This window comes from Chitinophaga barathri, from assembly GCF_003807585.1.
GTDB lineage: Bacteria > Bacteroidota > Bacteroidia > Chitinophagales > Chitinophagaceae > Chitinophaga > Chitinophaga barathri.
In genome coordinates this window covers 33,646-51,883 of sequence record NZ_RMBX01000003.1, presented here as the reverse complement: position 1 = coordinate 51,883, position 18,238 = coordinate 33,646, and the positions used below count along the sequence as shown (strand labels likewise).

Genomic DNA, 18,238 nt, shown 5'->3' with positions numbered 1-18,238 from the left:
TATTTATTTCTCCAGTATCAGCACTTCTTTCCGGTTGTCCAGCGTCCAGCGGCTGAATTTGTTCAGGAAACCCTTGCCCAGCAGGTAACCCCTTACGTCTTTGTTGGCGGTAAGTATCACATTGCGCAAAGTAAATTTCCCCACCTGGAGCTGCGGCAACCGGTATATTTTTACCTGCATGGGCTGATCGTTCGCCACACGGTAATATCCTTCGCCTATAAAGTCCTGCGGGCTGAGCAGTTTCATTTCCATCAGTTTATTCACCAGGGAGTCGGACACGAGGAGGTCGTCCGCCCCGCTGTCCAGCGTCCAGGCGCTGATGAGCGGGCCTATCTTTACTTTTACCTTGGTGCTGTTCTGCAATTGCAGCACATACACGGTATCTGTTTCAGGGCCCGAAATATCGTTTCGCATACCGGCGTTCCATACGGTGTTATTGGCCGTGGTCTTGAGAATATCTCCGCAGTTGTACCTGATCTCATTGCTGAGCAGCGCGTTTTCATCCACCAGTTCGTCCAGCATTTTCAACGTCATTTTCTTTTTCTGCATGATGCGGATGGCGCAGTCGCAATACTTTTCAATACGTTCCCGCTGGCTGGAATCCTTTTCCTCGAAGAGGTAACGCTCCGCCATTTTGTCCCGGAACGCCCTGGCATAGGCAGGGGGAAAGAAGATGTTCGCCTGGCTGCCGGCTTCGTAACACTGCTGGAATTCCCTTGCCAGCAGGGTATCCTGTTTCATCAGCACAATGACCGCGTCCGTTTCATGGTGTTTTTCATAGGCTTTGATCTGCTTCAGGGTGTAACGCCTGTCCAGCCGCGTAACCATACATTCGCAGATGGCATTGGCCTCGGGGCTGTTTTTGTCGGCGCCCAGGTCTTTTTTGCAGACGTCGATGTATTGTTTTTTGGTGAACAGGGGATAGCCTTCTTTGGAGAGGACAAAATCCTTCTGGGTAAGTACCGGTTGCGAAAAGGCGGCCGGGGAAAAAAGCAGGAAGAAGGATAAAAGAAAAGGCACAGGTTTCATGCAGGGCATTTTGGAAAGGCCGAAGGTAATGACTAGCGGCGAATAATTTTAATGTATGTTGATAATCAAGTACATAGAAAACATGTATAAAAAGACCCATACATGTTTTTTTACCCTTCTTTAGAAGAAGTACACCTAAAATGCAGAAAATCTGGATAAAATTTAAGAATTTAGGGGTTACGTTTTAAAATATACAAAATGAGCCAAGTACCCGCTACCTTATTTGACAAAGTATGGGATTCGCACGTAGTCAGAAAAATTGAAGACGGACCGGATGTATTCTTTATCGACCGGCATTTTATTCATGAAGTGACCAGCCCGGTCGCGTTCCTGGGATTGGAAGGCCGCGGCGTGAAAGTGATGTTCCCTGAGAAGACATTCGCCACGGCGGATCACAATACACCCACCATCAACCAGCATTTGCCCGTACAGGACCCGCTTTCCGCCAACCAGCTGAAAGCCCTGGAAACCAATAGCGCCAAGTACGGCATTTCCCACTGGGGCCTTGGTAACCCGAAGAACGGCATTGTGCACGTGGTAGGCCCGGAAAACGGCATCACCCTCCCGGGTATGACCATCGTATGCGGAGACTCACATACCTCCACCCATGGCGCGTTTGGCGCTATCGCTTTTGGTATCGGCACCTCCGAAGTGGAAATGGTACTGTCCTCCCAATGTATCATGCAGCCCAAGCCGAAGAAAATGCGCATCAACGTAAAAGGTAAGCTGGGTAAAGGCGTTACGCCCAAAGACGTGACCCTGTACATCATCTCCCGCCTTACAGCCGCGGGCGCTACCGGTTATTTTGTGGAGTACGCCGGAGAGGTGTTTGAGAACATGAGCATGGAAGGCCGTATGACGGTTTGTAACATGAGCATCGAGATGGGCGCACGCGGCGGCATCATTGCCCCGGACGAAACCACCTTCGCTTATATCAACGGCCGTGAAAAAGCTCCGCAGGGCGCTGCATGGGACAAAGCGCTGGCGTACTGGAAAACACTGAAAACAGACGAAGGCGCCACCTTCGACAAAGAATATACCTACGATGCGGCTGAGATCGAGCCGATGATCACTTACGGAACCAATCCGGGTATGGGCATGGGTATCACCCAGCACATCCCTTCATCCGAAGAAGGCGGCGGCAGCAAAGCCAGCTACGAAAAATCCCTGCAGTACATGGGGTTCGCGGAAGAAGACAGCATGCTGGGCAAAAAAGTGGACTACGTATTCATCGGCAGCTGTACAAACGGCCGTATTGAAGACTTCCGTGCGTTTGCAGCCATCGTGAAAGGCCGCAAAAAAGCAGAACACGTAACCGCCTGGATCGTGCCCGGTTCACATATCGTAGAGCAGCAGATCAAAGAAGAAGGCATCCTCGACATCCTGACCGAAGCCGGCTTCCAGCTGCGCCAGCCGGGCTGTTCAGCCTGCCTGGCCATGAACGACGACAAAGTGCCCGCGGGCAAATATGCCGTGAGCACCAGCAACCGCAACTTCGAAGGAAGGCAGGGCCCCGGCTCACGCACCATGCTGGCCAGCCCGCTGGTAGCGGCAGCGGCGGCGGTGACCGGCGTAGTGACGGACCCCCGTACTTTGATGGCGTAGTAGGAAGGCATGCGGAATTCCCGGCGGTTTGCAGCGGGGAATTGCATCTTCACAGACGGTTAAATTCTGAACAATTAAAAAGACGCGAACAGCAATACAATGGCTTACGATAAATTCACGGTATTAACGAGCACTGCGGTGCCTATGCCAATTGAAAATGTGGACACAGACCAGATCATTCCCGCACGCTTTCTGAAAGCAACGGAACGTAAAGGTTTTGGCGACAATCTTTTCCGCGACTGGCGCTACAATGGAGACAATACTCCCAAACAGGATTTTGTGCTGAACAATCCCATCTACTCCGGTAAAATACTGGTAGGCGGTAAGAATTTCGGCAGCGGCAGCAGCCGCGAACACGCGGCATGGGCTATCTATGACTACGGTTTCCGTTGCGTGGTGAGCAGCTTTTTTGCGGACATCTTCAAGAACAACTCGCTGAACATCGGCATCCTGCCGGTAACCGTGAGCCCCGCGTTCCTGGACAAGATCTTCACTGCCATCGAAGCGGACCCGAAAGCTGAGCTGACCGTGGACCTGGAGAAACAATCCATTACCATTGTGGCTACCGGCGAAAGCGAGTCTTTCGACATCAACAGCTACAAAAAACACAACCTGACGAACGGCTTTGACGATATCGATTATCTGCAGGCCATGAAAGGTGAGATAGCAGCCTTTGCTGAGAAAAGTTTGTATTAATGCGCAGTGCACTTGCCTTGCCTGAACAGCGTCGGGCATGTGCATAAAAAACGCGAAAAACAGTTATGCCAGTTTCCCCACGATATATAGAGGTAATGGATACCACGCTCCGTGATGGAGAGCAGACCAGCGGGGTGTCTTTTTCCCCCTCTGAAAAGCTGACTATCGCGCAGCTGCTTTTAACGGAAGTGAAGGTGGACCGGATCGAGATCGCTTCGGCCCGCGTATCCGAAGGAGAATTTGCCGCCGTAAAAGCCATTACCAAATGGGCGAAAGCATCAGGGTTCCTGAACAAAGTGGAGGTGCTCACCTTCGTGGACGGCGACGTATCCGTAGACTGGATGCTGAAAGCCGGCGCCAAAGTGATGAACCTGCTTACCAAAGGGTCCCTCAACCATCTCACGCACCAGCTCAAAAAGAAACCCGAGCAGCACTTCGCGGAAATCGCCGCGGTGATAAAGCTCGCCCGGAAAAAGGGGCTGGAGTGCAACGTGTACCTGGAAGACTGGAGCAACGGCATGCGGCATTCCCGCGAGTACGTATGGCAATACCTGGACTTCCTGCAAACGCAGCCCGTGAAACGCGTGATGCTGCCGGATACCTTAGGCGTGCTGATTCCCTCTGAAGTATATGCATACATTTCCGAAACAGTACAGCGCTACCCGCAGCTGCATTTCGATTTTCACGCCCATAACGATTACGACCTGGGCACCGCCAATGTGCTGGAAGGCTTAAAAGCCGGGGCACACGGCATTCACCTGACTATCAACGGCATGGGCGAACGAGCGGGCAATGCCCCGCTGGCGAGCGCCATTGCGGTGATGAACGACTTTCTGCCAACCGTTAAAACCGGTGTGGCGGAAAGTTCGCTCTACAGTGTAAGCAAACTCGTGGAAACCTTCTCCGGCTTCCGTATACCGGCGAACAAGCCGGTGGTGGGGGAAAACGTGTTCACACAGACCGCCGGCATCCATGCGGACGGGGATAAAAAGAACAAACTCTATTTCAGCGACCTGATGCCCGAACGGTTCGGCCGCCAGCGCAAATACGCGCTCGGTAAAACCAGCGGCAAGGCCAATATCGAGAACAACCTCGCGCAGCTGGGTATCCAGCTCTCCGAACCAGATCTCAAAAAAGTGACCCAGCGCATCATTGAGCTGGGCGACAAAAAAGAAGTGGTGACACAGGCGGACCTTCCCTACATCATCTCCGATATTCTCGACAGCAACACTATCGAGGAAAAAGTGAAAATAGAGAATTACGTGCTGACCCATTCCAAAGCCTTTAAACCCTCCGTAACGTTGCGCATTTCCATAAAAGGCGAGCTGTACGAAGAACATTCCCAGGGCGACGGCCAGTACGACGCTTTTATGAACGCGCTCAAAAAAGTGTACAAAGCCCGCAAACAGGAGCTGCCCATGCTCACGGACTATGCCGTGCGCATCCCGCCCGGCGGCAAAAGCGACGCCCTTTGCGAAACCATCATCACCTGGCGCTACAACAACCGCGAGTTCAAAACCCGCGGGCTGGACAGCGATCAGACCGTTTCCGCGATCAAGGCCACGCAAAAAATGCTGAACCTGATCTGACCGCGCGATCAATTTAATCCAGGAATTTATTCATCTAACAATATCATGGCAACAAAACACATCCTTATTGTTCCGGGAGACGGAATCGGGCAGGAAGTAACGGCAGTCGGCAAAAAAGTGCTGGACAGGATCGCCGCGAAGTTCGGCCACACATTCACCTACGATGAAGCGCTGATCGGCCATGTAGCCATCGAAGCCACCGGCAACCCGTTGCCGGACGAGTCGCTGGAAAAAATGCGTAACAGCGACGCCGTATTATTCGGCGCCGTGGGCCACCCGAAATACGACAATGACCCTTCCGCGAAAGTGCGCCCCGAACAGGGCCTGCTGAAGATGCGCAAAGAACTGGGCCTGTATGCGAACCTTCGCCCCATCAAATTATTCGACGAGCTGCTGGGCGCTTCCAGCATCAAACCTGAGATACTGAAAGGCGCGGACATCCTGTTTTTCCGCGAGCTCACCGGCGATATTTATTTTGGTGAAAAAGGCCGCAAAAACAATGGTGATACCGCTTACGACATTGCGGAATACAGTCGCTACGAAGTAGAGCGCATTGCCCGCAAAGCGTTTGACGCAGCGCGTACCCGCCGCAAAAAACTCTGCTCCGTGGACAAAGCGAACGTGATCGAAACCTCCCGTCTCTGGAGGGAAGTGATCCAGAAGATCGCCCCGGAATATCCTGACGTGGAAGTGGAACACCAGTTCGTAGACGCTACCGCCATGCTGCTGATCAAAGACCCGCGCCGTTTTGACGTGGTGGTGACCGCGAACCTCTTTGGTGACATCCTCACGGACGAAGCCTCCCAGATCGCCGGTTCCATGGGCATGCTGGCCTCCGCATCCATCGGTGACGGCACCGGCGTATACGAGCCTATTCACGGCTCCGCGCACGACATCACCGGCAAAGGCGTGGCCAACCCGCTGGCATCCATCCTTTCCGCGGCCCTGCTGCTGGATATCTCTTTCGGCATGAAAGCGGAATCCGAAGCGGTGATAGGCGCGGTGGACAAAGTGCTGAAAGAAGGCTGGCGTACGAGGGATATTGCGGATAGCAGCACCCCGGCGGATAAGATCCTCGGCACAGACAGGATCGGTGAAGAAGTACTGAAGTTTTTATAAGCATAACATCCGATACGGAGGAAAGTACAGGCCGCGTGGTCTGTACTTTTTTATTTTCCCGTTTCGCATAATCATTTTCCCGATCCGGCAAACCCGGCTTTCCGTAATGTTCCATCTTTGTGGTTTATAACCAAGGCACATCAGAACGGAATGAAACCATGCAACCTGACTACCGGCGCAGTATGCGCCCTTATGCTTATATCCCTCGCCACAGCAGCGCAAATGCCCACGGATACGCTTCCAAAAGCGGTAAGGCCGGGGCAGCCCGATACCACATTCCCCGTACAAAGGGTTAAAGATACCATCGTTCCCAAAGAGGCCGCCGATGCCGGGGACACCGCGATCATCATGAAAGGCAGCAGCGACCTGGGCGGCGTGGTGATCACTTCCCGGAAACCGCTGGTACAGGTAAAGGCCGGCCGCACCATTGTGAACGTGGAGAACAGCGTGATGGCGGAAGGAAGCAATGCGCTGGAGATACTGGAAAGATCACCCGGTGTGAACGTGGACAAAGACGGCAATATCTCCCTGAAAGGCAAACCCGGCGTGACCGTTATGCTCAATGGCAAACTTACCTATCTCTCCGAAAGAGAACTTTCACAGCTGCTGAAAGGCACGCCTTCCGGCAATATCGCGCGCATCGAGATCATGACCGCGCCGTCTGCGAAATACGATGCAGCCGGTAATTCCGGCATCATCAATATCGTGATGAAAAAACAGAACAAAGCGGGACTGAACGGCTCCGTGAACGGGAACTACGGCGTTACCCGCAAAAGCAGGGCAGGAGGGGGCGCCAGCCTGAACTACCGGGCCGGCAAAATAAACGTATACGGCAGCTACGATTACTGGAACCGTGGCGAAATTGAATACCTGGATTTTGAAAGAAAGTTTTATGAGAACAATATCCCGGATCGTGTGTCCGTGCAGCAAACCGCCACGGATGAGCCGCTGAGCACGCATACCTTCAAAGCAGGCATCGACTATACGCTGAATGAGAAAAATACCATTGGTTTGCTTATGAACGGGAGCGCGGGCACCTATTCAAACATCAGCCGGACAGATAACCTGCTCAGCCGCTACCATGGTGGCATTCTGACCCATACCGTTTCCGAAAGCGAAAACCACGAACGCTGGGGCAATTATAATTACAACCTGAATTTCCTCCACCGGTTTGACACAAAAGGCCATGAACTGAGCGCGGACCTGGATTATTCGGGCAATACTTTCCGCTCCAACCAGTTCCTGCACACGCTTTTCCTGGGGCACAACGGGCTTACTTCGCAAAGGAAAGGCCGTATCCCTTCCAATACGGATGTGTATGTATTTAAGACGGATTATGCGCGCCCGTTGGGTGAAAAAGCGAAGCTGGAAGCAGGGCTGAAAGGCAGCTTTGTGAACTCGGATAACAACCTGGCTTATGATACGCTGCAGGCCAATGGCCACTGGGTAAAAGACCTTTCCGCCACCAACCACTTCCGTTATAAAGAAGTGATCAGCGCGGCTTATCTCAATTTCAGGAAAGAGTTCACCGGCTTCACTTTACAGGCGGGCCTGCGTGGGGAGCACACCTTCACGGAAGGCCGGCAGATCACTATCGATTCGCTGGTGAAAAGGAATTATTTCCAGTTGTTCCCCAGCCTGTCGCTGGAGAAACCGCTGGATGACAACAACAAGCTGCAACTTGCCTACAGCCGACGCGTGAGCCGCCCGGGGTATGAAGAGCTGAACCCTTTCCGTGTGTTCCGCGATCCGTATCTTTATTTTGAAGGCAATCCTTTCCTGCAACCGGAGCTGACGCATACGGTGGAGCTGAGCCATGATTACAAGTCTATGCTGGTGACCACTCTGAACTACAGCAGCACATCGGATGTGATGAACTGGATGACCGGTCAGGTTGATTCTATCAATACCACCTACGAACGCCCGGTGAACCTGCGCCGTTTCACCAGTTATGGCATCAGTTTGTCCGCTACCCTGGAACCTTTGCCCTGGTGGGCTTTTAACGGCTTCGTTAATGTTTTTCACAACGCGTATAAAGACGAAGGGTTGGATAACAGCATCACCGCCTGGACCATCTACCTGCAAAACACGATCAAGCTGCCTGCGGACTTTTCCGCTGAGCTGAACGGTTATTATGAGTCCGCTTCCAACTATGGTTCGGCGGTTTCCAGGCCCTACCACACTATTTCACTGGGTATACAAAAACTGCTGCTGAACAAAAAAGCAACCGTCAAACTGGCTTTCAGCGACATTTTCCGTACGAAGAATTACAACCAGAGGATCAACAGCAACGGGGTGGATATGAAGATGCTGATCAGGCCGGACAGCCGGGTGCTGAACCTTTCCGTTACCTACCGCTTTGGTAAACACTTCGAATCACGGGAACGGTCTTCCGGCAGCGAAGATCTCAGGGGAAGGGTGAGAAGCGGGGGGTGATTGTTGGGATGTAAGAATATGGTAGTATTTTGCTTTTTTACCCGGAATGACCTGTTCATCACCGGGGAGTAACCGGGGAACAGCCATGGTAGCTATAGGAGAGATATAGCCAAGGTGGAGTTGAGGCGGAGATGAGGTGGACTTGATCCGGAGTTGATCCGGTTAATATTTCACCAGGGAGCCCGGTAGCAGCAGGCGGGGTTAAAGAAGGGTTTTAAACACCTATTCTTCGTTTTACCCTATATGTCATACATATAATTCCCTTTCATTCTGAAAATCAATATACTGGTATTCTTCCTTTATCTGCTGTACAGTGGATAGTGTATCATTTTGTTCCCGGAATTTGGGGTTTTGGACAAACGGGTTTATATTTAATATGTAGAACATATCTACTTTACCCTCAAAACCCACGTTGTTATGAAAAGTTCCATCTATCTGCTCACCCTCCTGTTTCTGCATGCAGCCTGTGCCAAAAAGAGCACGCCGCAGGACAGCCTGCAGCCTTCATCATCCTTAGAAGCCAAAGCGGCGGCGGCCGCTATTGCCGCGGCGCCTTATCACAACAGCCAGGTGCTGTTCAACGGCGGCAACGAAAGCATTTATCATTCCTTCCGCATCCCTTCCATCGTCAAGACCAAAAACGGCACGCTGATCGCGTTTGCGGAAGGCCGGCGCTGGAGCCCCAGCGACTGGGGAGACATCAACCTAGTGTTTAAACGTTCCTTTGACAATGGCAGCACCTGGACCGCCCTTGGCGAAGTAGTGGGCAGCGGCAACGGCACCTGGGGCAATCCTACCGCTGTGTATGACTGGAACAAAGGCACCAATGGCCGCGTGTGGGTGTTCATGAGCTGGAACGACGGCACCAAAACCGCCTGGAGCGACATCCAGGCCTGGGGGGACCGCCGCGTGTTCTCCTCCTACAGCGACGATCATGGCGCCACCTGGAGCACCCCGCAGGACATGAGCGCCACCCTGCTGCCCCCGAACTACAAATGGGACGCCATGGGCCCCGGCATCGGGATACAGACCATGCAGGGCAGCACAGCCGGCCGGCTGATCATTCCCGCTTACGGCCGCAACATTTACAGCGACAACAACGGTACCACCTGGCAATACCAGCTGATACCCGGCGGTACGGACGAAGGCACGATCGTGGAGCGCATGGACGGCACGCTGCTGCGCAACGACCGGCCCGGCACCACCGAATGGAACGCATCCAAAAGAAGGCGTAAATCCGTCGGCAGCATACCCGGCACCTTCGGCGCATGGAGCATAGACAATACCCTCAACGATCCCAAGTGCGAAGGCTCCATGATCCGCTACAATACCGATGCGCCCGACCGTATCATTTTCCTCAACCCGAACAGTACTTCCCAGCGCTGCAACATGACCGTGCGCATCAGTTATGACGACGGCGCCACCTGGCCTATCAGCCGTGCCGTGTTCAACTGGAATACCTGCGATTACGCGCCGATCACCGTGGCCAAAGGCGGCTACAGCAGCATGATAAAAACCTCCGATTATGCCGTGGCCGCGCTGATAGAGATCAACGAAAACGTGCATGCCAGCGCCACCAGCAATAAATCCATCGAGTTCCACAAGTTTAATCTCCCCTGGATATTAAACGGCGCCACGGAACCCCAATAACTGACTGATTTGACCTGTGCCACCGGTGAGGCGCTCCTGTAGCGTTTCGCCGGTTTTTTTTATGCCATGACGGAATGGTTTGAACGTTTGTCCAATTCCGGACAAGCCCTTTTTTCTCCCCGGCTATCAAACCGGCTTCACTCAATTCCTTTCTTTTTTGCCTTTCATGTAAATAGGTAAGTAGTTACGTATAATTCAGGATATTTCCTTTTAGTTTTGTATCGTAAACCTCCAAATAAGACTGTCATGAATAAATTTATACGCCTTTCCTGTATTCTTTCATTATATGTAATTGCTTACGTAAATACAACCGCCCAAACCGTACCGTCTCCTTCCGCCATCAAAGGCAGACTTACCACCGGTGATGCCCTGAAAACCAGCGAAGTGATCATCCAGCTGCTTCAGGCGCAGCACAAAAAACTGGTGAAAATAGAATACCCCAATGCAAAGGGCGAGTTTGTATTTGACAATATCCCCGCGGGGCGGTATGTGATCGTCACGCAGGGCATGGCCTTTACGAAATATGAATCCGCGCCGTTTGACCATAGCGGCGGTACCGATCTGGGCATTATTACACTCAGCGCGGCCAGCACCAACTTAAAAGAAACTTCCGTAACGGCGGTTAAACCCTTTGTGCAGCAGCAATATGACAAGACGGTGCTGAACGTAGCCAGTTCCGTGACCGCCGCCGGAAGCACGGCGCTGGAAGTGCTGGAAAAGGCGCCCGGCATCACGATCGACCAGAACGACAATATCGCGATGCGCGGCCGACAGGGCGTACTGTTCATGATAGACGGCAAACTGGTGCCCATGACGGGGCAGGACCTTGCAAACCTGCTACGTGGCATGGCCGCCAACCAGATCGAAAGGATAGAGCTTATCACCAACCCTTCCGCCAAATATGACGCATCCGGCAATGCGGGGATCATAGACATTAGGATGAAAAAAGGCAGGGCCAACGGCACCAACGGCAATGCCTCGCTCAGTATCGGCCAGGGCGTGTATCCCAAGCTGAACCCTTCACTGAACATCAATCATAAAACGGGTAAACTGAACCTCTTCGGCTCCTACAACTACCTGTACCGGCAGGATATGAACGACCTGACCATTTACCGTGATTTTTATAACGCACAAAAAGAAATAACGGGCAGTAACAACTACGACAACTACTTCCGCTACGGTTTTCACAACCACAACCTCCGCGCCGGCGCGGATTACAATATCAATTCCCGCATCGTGCTGGGGCTGGTGGCCAATGGTATTTTTACCCGCGGCAATGTAGCTTCCAACAGCCAGGCGGAATCGCTGAACGGGCAGCAGCAACGTACCGGTTATTTCACCACGCTGGGAGACAACAATCCCAAACGGAACAACAGCAGTTTTAACTTCAACTATAAACACACCCTGGACACCACGGGCACCGAACTGACGGCGGACCTGGATTATGCGCGGTTTAACAGCAACGAGCTGCAGAACTACCACACGGATTATTACGACGCGGACCATGCGCCCAACCGCCCGGCCTACAAACTTTTCGGCGATCTGAGCGGCAACCTCAGCATCAAATCCTTCAAAGCGGATTATACCCAACTGATCAAACCCATCGGTTTTAAAATGGAAGCCGGCATCAAAAGCAGCTGGGTGGAGTCGGACAATGACGTACAGTTCTTCGACCGCAGCAACGGTACAGACGTATTGGATGTGGGCAAAAGCAACCGGTTTATTTATAAGGAAAATATCAACGCGGCTTACCTGAACGGTTCGCGTAAATGGCAGAAACTCAGCCTGCAGCTGGGCCTGCGGGTGGAGAACACCAATGCCAAAGGCAACCAGGTGACCAACAAAGAAAACTTCGACAGGAATTACACGCAGTTTTTCCCGAGCGGTTATGTGGGATATGCATTCTCGGACAAACACGATCTGGGCCTGAGCCTCAGCCGGCGCATCAACCGCCCGAGTTACCGCCAGCTGAACCCCTTTAAGGTATTCCTGGACCCGCTCACGTCATCCGCGGGCAACCCGTTCCTGAACCCGGAGATCACGTATTCCTTTGAGCTGACCTATACTTTGCTGCAACGTTACACCGCAAAAGCCGCATACAGCCGCACGACGGACAACATCCTCATGGTGCTGAGCCCGGACACGGAGCCGAACAGCGTATTGCAAACCGGCCGCAACCTCGCGGTGTTCAACTACTACAGCATGAACTTCGGGATACCGGTGAGCGTAGGCAAATGGCTGAGCAGCAGTAATAACCTGCTGGTGTATTACGGTGAATACAAAGGCAACCTGGTGAATACGGACCTGAACGTGAGCCGCGTGACCTTCAACCTGAATTCCAACAACACCATCACCCTGAACCCCAACACCAGCCTGGAGATCATCGGCAGCTACCAGAGCCGGGCCTATTACGGCTTCCTGGACCTGCAGGATTACTGGAGCGTGAACGTTGGCGCGCAACGCCAGCTCTGGAACAAAAAAGCGTCCGTGAAGCTGAGTATCAACGATATCTTTTTCACCAACCGGACAGATGCGGACACGCGCCTCACCGGCTACGGGGAACATTTTATCCAGTACCGCGATACGAGAGTGGCCACGCTCACCTTCACCTATAAGTTCGGCAAAATGCAGGGCGCGGCGCCCCGGAGGCGAACAGGCGGCGCGGAAGATGAAAAGCGCAGGGCAGGTTAAAAATTGAGTACTTTTAAACTATGAGCATCGTGAATCAACTGGAAGAACTGGCGCTGGCCACCCGGCTGAAAAGGTTGGCGGACCGCCTCTCTGCTGATGTAAGCAGGGTCTACAAGGAATCGGAGCTGGACTTTGAGGCCAAGTGGTTCCTCATACTGGAGCTGCTGAGCCGCGAAAAAGTGCTGGGCATCACGGAGATCTCCGAGTCGCTGGGTATCAGTCACCCTGCGGTAGTGCAGCTGGCGGACCAGATGCTGGCCCAGGGCCTTATCAAAGCCTCTGTGGATGAGAAGGACGCCCGCCGCCGCCTCATTTCGCTTACGCCCTCGGGAAGGCAGATGCATAAAAAGATAGGGCCTATGCTGGCCGTGATCCGCGAAGAGAACCGCAAATGGCTGGCCACTGCCCGGCACAATTTGCTGAGCGTGCTCACCGAGCTGGAAACCTCACTGGATGAAAAGAGCATGTACAAACGCATCAAAATGGCCCTGCTGGAGCGTACCGAACGCTGACGGCCTGTTAAAGCCCATGCCCTGGCCTCATTCAGGCTGGCCCGGGATGTTGATTTCCTTTTCTGCGGGTTGTTTATTATTTTCAGGGCCTCAACCCGAACTCCCATGCAAAGATCGAACAGACGAAAATTTCTTGGCACCGCCGCGGCACTCGCAGCCGGCACCGCCGCATCCGCCATGCCGTTGCCCGCTGCCAAAGGCAAATACCCGCTGGTACACCATGTATTCTTCTGGCTGAAGAACCCCGGTTCCAAAGAAGACCGCGACAAACTGGTAGCAGGCGTAAAATCCCTCTCCAAAATACCTTCCGTGAAAGAACTGCGTGTAGGCGTAGTGGCCAGCACGGAACAACGTGATGTGGTAGACGTCAGCTGGGGCGTATCGGAGCTTATGTTCTTCGAAGACCTGGCAGGGCAGGAGGCTTACCAGACGCATCCCATCCACGTGGAATTCATCAAAAACTGCAGCCCGCTTTGGGACAAAGTGATCGTTTACGACGCTATCGACGTGTAAGTTCTTATCAACATCTAAATCATTGCAATGCAGCTACAGTCCCTGATTTTCCTGTTAATAACCTTTCCTTTTTTCAGCCAGGCGCAAACCACCGGCGCTGACCAGACCGGCGTATATCTTCCTTTGCTGAAAGGCAAAAAGGTAGGCATGGTGGTAAACCAGACTTCCGTGATCGGCGACCGCCTGAGCGTGGACAGCCTGCATGCCCTGGGCGTGGATATCAGAATGGTCTTTGGCCCTGAGCACGGCTTTCGCGGCAATGCCTCGAACGGGGCGGAAGTAGGCGATGAAAAGGACCGGGCTACGGGTATTCCCATCATTTCCCTTTACGGCGCTAAAAGACAACCTACGCCCCAGGAAATGGCCGCGCTGGATGTGCTCATATTCGACATTCAGGATGTGGGCTGCCGTTTTTATACGAACATCAATACGCTGGCCGAAGTGATGGACGCCTGCGCCAAAGCCGGCAAAGAGCTGATCATATTCGACCGGCCGAACCCGAACGCTTTTGTGGACGGGCCAATCCTGGACATGGAGAATAGATCCGGCATCGGCAGGTTTCCCATTCCCATCACGCATGGCATGACCATTGGCGAATTTGCGCAAATGCTGAACGGCGAAGGCTGGCTGCCCAACAAAACAAAATGTAAGATCAGGGTGATCAAAATAAAAGACTACCGGCACGACATGTATTACACACTGCCGGTAGGCCCCTCGCCGAACCTGAATACGCAGGAATCGGTGATACTGTACCCATCGCTATGCCTGTTTGAAGGCACCATTGTGAGCCAGGGCAGGGGCACTTACATGCCTTTTACCGTATTGGGCGCGCCGGCGCTGAAGGGCAAGTTTGACTTTTCCTTCAAACCGGTGAGCATCCCCGGCAAATCGGAGACACCGCTTCACCAGGACCAGACCTGCTATGGCCTTGATCTCCGCAAATACGACATCAAAGCCCTGCACGCAAAAGGCAAAGTGAACATCCGCTGGATCATGGATATGTACAAGGCGTACCCTTATAAAGGCAAATTTTTTGACCGCAGCCAGAGCCAACAAATAGGCAACATCGACGGGCTGGCTGGCGTAAAAAAGTTTAAGCAACAGATCATTGCCGGTACCAGCGAAGCAGAAATCCGCAAAAGCTGGGAGCCCGGCCTGAGCCAGTATAAGCAGATGCGGAAAAAATACGTGCTGTATCCCTAGACAAACACCCTAACGTATCCAGGTCTGAATGATCCGTCAGGAATCGTGGCGGCTGTGCGTTTACGCTTAACATTAGCGAAAATCCTATCATGTTATTTTCTTTTTCTTTACGTAATTGGAATACACAAAATTCCAGTTATGAAAACACAGAATTCTACACAATTCCTGTCCATTCCGTGTACCCTTATTTTACTGTTCACCCTGTTAGCCTTTCCGTCCAAAGCACAGCTGGTCTCTATTGAGAACGGCCGGATCGTATATGGCAGATATGCGAACCAGGGCCAGAGCAATGAAGATAACCAGGTGCCGGACTTTTCCAATGCCGGTTATCATGGCGGCGGCATGCCTTTGCCGGTGCTGGCCGCCACGGATTCCATCCAGCCGGTGGAAGGGGACAACCGCGCGCACATCCAGGCGGCGATAGACCGTATTGCCGCCCTGGCGCCCGATGCCAATGGCATGCGTGGCGTGCTGCTGCTCAAAGCGGGTATTTACCCCGTTGAAGGTGTGCTGAACATCAGGGCCGGCGGCGTGGTACTTCGCGGAGAAGGCAATGGCCTGAACGGCACCATACTGGTTGCCACGCAAAAGACCAATCACAACTTCATCCAGATCCGGGGCAGCGGTAGCGGCTATGGTGAAATATCCGCCAGCAGGGCGCGTATCACCACCCCGTTTGTAGGCACCGGCGCAAGATCTTTTGATGTGGCGGCCGGGCACAGTTTTCAGCCGGGAGACCGGGTGATCGTGATCCGCACGCCGAACCAGGCATGGATAGACACTTTAAAAATGGCCCAGTACGGCTGGACGGCTTCCGGTTATAAAACTGAATTTGAACGGGAGGTGGTCAGCGTATCCGGTAATACCCTTACGCTGGACGCGCCGGTGATGGACCCCATGGAAACGGCCTTTGGCGGCGGAGAAGTAGTGAAGACCAATATCAGCGGGCGCATAAAAGAAAATGGCGTGGAGAACATGCGGCTGGAATCCGCATTTGCCGACAATGAAGACGAAAGCCATGCCTGGATCGCGATCATCTTTTCGCGGGCAGAGCAGGGCTGGGTGAAAAATGTAACCGGCAAATTTTTTGGTTACGGCCTCATCAATCTTTCCACGCAGACGCGGCACATCACCGTGGAAGACTGCGCAATGATAGACGCGAAGTCTGTCACCACCGGCGGCCGCAAGTATTCCTTCGCGATAGAAAGCGGCTCCAACTGCAACCTTATCCAGCGCTGTATGACCTGGGGCGGCCGTCACGACCTGGTGACCGGTTCGCAGGTGCCCGGCCCGAATGTGTTCCTGGATTGCGCATCCGAAAATACCAAGGACGACATCGGCCCGCATCACCGCTGGGCTACCGGCCTGCTGTTCGACAACATCTACGGCGGCCGCATCCGCGTGCAGAACCGTGGCGCTTCCGGTACCGGCCATGGCTGGGCGGGCGCGCAGACCATGTTTTGGAACGCATACAGTTACCAGAGCGACGTGGAAGTGGAAAGCCCCATAGCCGGAAGGAACTGGGGCATTGGCGTCATAGGCCAGAAAAAAGTGGGCAACGGTTACTGGGAAAGCTGGGGCGCGCATGTGCTTCCCCGCAGCCTGTACCTGCAGCAGCTGGAAGAACGCCTTGGCGCACAGGCCGTGCAGTACATCGCCACACCCGAACAATTGCAGGGCCGCCTCTGGGACACGCTGCGCGCACGTTCCAAACGTATTGCCGCCGAGGCGCCGGTAAGGTATGCGCCCGCGGATACCCTGTCTTCTTTTGATATTACAGATCATGGCGGCGCCATCACCGCGCAGTACCCGAATACTTCCAAACCCTCGGAAGACGTGCCCAGCCTGATAGACAACAATACAGCCACCAAATATTACCGCAGCGGCAGAACGGCGCTGTGGGTGCAGTACCAGTCCGTAAAACCCGCCATCGTTACCAGTTATACCATCACCTCTGCCAATGATGTGGCCGAACGTGACCCGAAGGACTGGAACCTGGCAGGCTCGAACGACGGCGTTACATGGGCGGTGCTTGATTCGCAGGTGAACCGCAGCTTCAGCGGGCGCCGCCAGCGGCAGACGTTCAGGATAGACAGCAACCGGCAGGTGTTCCTGTATTACCGGCTGAATATTACGGCGAACAACGGGCATACGGGCACCCAGTTTGCCGAATGGGAACTGTTTGAACGCAGGCAGCAGAACATTTCTTTCAGCGAGCCCCCGGAGCTTACCTATGGCGATGAACCGTTTGAACTGGTGGCCGGGAGCACTTCGGGCCTTCCCGTAACCATGGAGGTTATTTCAGGTCCCGGCGTTATCGTGGATTCGCTGATCACCATCACCGGCGGGGGCACCATCCTGATAAGAGCGGGCCAGGCGGGGAACGACAGGTTTTTCCCCGCCACGGCGGAGATCAGCATAACGGTACAGAAAGCCACGCAGGACGTTACATTCGCGGAACTGCCCGTGCTTACCTACGGTGATGTGCCGGTACCGGTGACCGCCGCCAGCTCAGCCGGACTGCCGGTAACGCTGGACGTTGTTGCAGGCCCGGGCGTTCTGAACGATTCCCTGCTCGCTCTTAATGGCGCAGGTGTGATCACGGTAAGGGGCATACAGGCCGGGAATGATAATTATCTGCCCGATACAACGGAGATCGGCATCGTGGTGAATAAGGCGGTTCAGACCATTGCTTTCGGTCCGATATCGCCTAAATTGAAGTTTGAAAGGGTCAACCTCTCCGCTGCGGCTTCCAGCGGGTTGCCGGTAAGTTTCGGTATCGTAAGCGGCACCGCTGAACTGACGGGCAACAGCCTGCGCTTCACCGCCGAAGGCCCCGTGACTATCCGCGCCCGCCAGCCGGGAAATGATAATTTCCTCGCGGCGGACAGTGTGGAACAAACCATCCTGGTGCTGGGCCTCGGTTATCTCAGGCCGGAGATCAACGCTTTTGTGTACCCGAACCCTACCAGCGGCCAGTTCAAAGTGCGCATCTCCAACGCCAGCGACAAAGACCATACTTTCCTTTTGTTCGATCACAGGGGGAACGTAGTAGCCTCCGCGGTCAACAGGCGCGGCCCCAAGATGTTTGAAGTGCCGTTTAACATCAGCAATATGCAGGACGGTATTTATTACCTCCACATCAGCGACGGTGCGGATAAGGTGATAAGAGTGATCGTGAAATTCTAATACTGC

At 53.7% G+C, this 18,238-nt stretch carries 12 protein-coding genes; 11 read left to right on the top strand and 1 reads right to left on the bottom strand.

Annotation, left to right across the window (positions count from 1 at the left end; translation table 11 throughout):
• Nucleotides 1-3: 3 nt before the first annotated feature.
• Nucleotides 4-1,029, bottom strand: a complete 1,026-nt coding sequence (locus tag EG028_RS05945) for a pepsin/retropepsin-like aspartic protease family protein (RefSeq protein WP_162946227.1) — start codon at nucleotides 1,027-1,029, stop codon at nucleotides 4-6.
• Nucleotides 1,030-1,227: 198 nt separating this feature from the next.
• On the opposite strand from EG028_RS05945, the gene leuC reads away from it, so the two are divergent.
• From leuC to EG028_RS05890, 11 genes are all read left to right on the top strand, one after another.
• Nucleotides 1,228-2,634, top strand: a complete 1,407-nt coding sequence (gene leuC / locus EG028_RS05940; protein WP_120514662.1) for a 3-isopropylmalate dehydratase large subunit — start codon at nucleotides 1,228-1,230, stop codon at nucleotides 2,632-2,634.
• Between the two features lie 99 nt (nucleotides 2,635-2,733).
• Nucleotides 2,734-3,330, top strand: coding sequence for a 3-isopropylmalate dehydratase small subunit (gene leuD / locus EG028_RS05935; protein ID WP_120514661.1), 597 nt, complete (start codon nucleotides 2,734-2,736; stop codon nucleotides 3,328-3,330).
• A gap of 65 nt (nucleotides 3,331-3,395) precedes the next feature.
• On the top strand, nucleotides 3,396-4,919 hold the full coding sequence (locus EG028_RS05930) for an alpha-isopropylmalate synthase regulatory domain-containing protein (RefSeq protein ID WP_120514660.1): 1,524 nt from the start codon (nucleotides 3,396-3,398) through the stop codon (nucleotides 4,917-4,919).
• A 45-nt stretch (nucleotides 4,920-4,964) separates the two neighbouring features.
• Nucleotides 4,965-6,038, top strand: a complete 1,074-nt coding sequence (gene leuB / locus EG028_RS05925) for a 3-isopropylmalate dehydrogenase (RefSeq protein WP_120514659.1) — start codon at nucleotides 4,965-4,967, stop codon at nucleotides 6,036-6,038.
• Between the two features lie 150 nt (nucleotides 6,039-6,188).
• Nucleotides 6,189-8,474: an outer membrane beta-barrel protein gene (locus EG028_RS05920; protein ID WP_120514658.1), complete on the top strand. Its 2,286-nt coding sequence runs from the start codon at nucleotides 6,189-6,191 to the stop codon at nucleotides 8,472-8,474.
• Nucleotides 8,475-8,891: 417 nt separating this feature from the next.
• Nucleotides 8,892-10,124, top strand: a complete 1,233-nt coding sequence (locus EG028_RS05915; RefSeq protein WP_120514657.1) for a sialidase family protein — start codon at nucleotides 8,892-8,894, stop codon at nucleotides 10,122-10,124.
• A gap of 246 nt (nucleotides 10,125-10,370) precedes the next feature.
• Complete coding sequence (locus tag EG028_RS05910) at nucleotides 10,371-12,815, top strand: TonB-dependent receptor domain-containing protein (protein ID WP_120514656.1); 2,445 nt, start codon at nucleotides 10,371-10,373, stop codon at nucleotides 12,813-12,815.
• A 20-nt stretch (nucleotides 12,816-12,835) separates the two neighbouring features.
• Complete coding sequence (locus tag EG028_RS05905) at nucleotides 12,836-13,327, top strand: MarR family winged helix-turn-helix transcriptional regulator (RefSeq protein ID WP_120514655.1); 492 nt, start codon at nucleotides 12,836-12,838, stop codon at nucleotides 13,325-13,327.
• A gap of 105 nt (nucleotides 13,328-13,432) precedes the next feature.
• The gene (locus EG028_RS05900; protein WP_120514654.1) at nucleotides 13,433-13,840 is read left to right on the top strand and encodes a Dabb family protein; all 408 of its coding nucleotides are present in this window, start codon (nucleotides 13,433-13,435) and stop codon (nucleotides 13,838-13,840) included.
• Nucleotides 13,841-13,867: 27 nt separating this feature from the next.
• A complete protein-coding gene (locus tag EG028_RS05895; protein ID WP_120514653.1) occupies nucleotides 13,868-15,043 on the top strand; it encodes an exo-beta-N-acetylmuramidase NamZ family protein in 1,176 nt (391 codons plus the stop codon).
• A gap of 138 nt (nucleotides 15,044-15,181) precedes the next feature.
• Nucleotides 15,182-18,232 (top strand): T9SS type A sorting domain-containing protein, encoded by a 3,051-nt coding sequence (locus EG028_RS05890; RefSeq protein WP_120514652.1) that lies wholly within the window; start codon nucleotides 15,182-15,184, stop codon nucleotides 18,230-18,232.
• The last annotated feature ends 6 nt before the right edge of the window (nucleotides 18,233-18,238 follow it).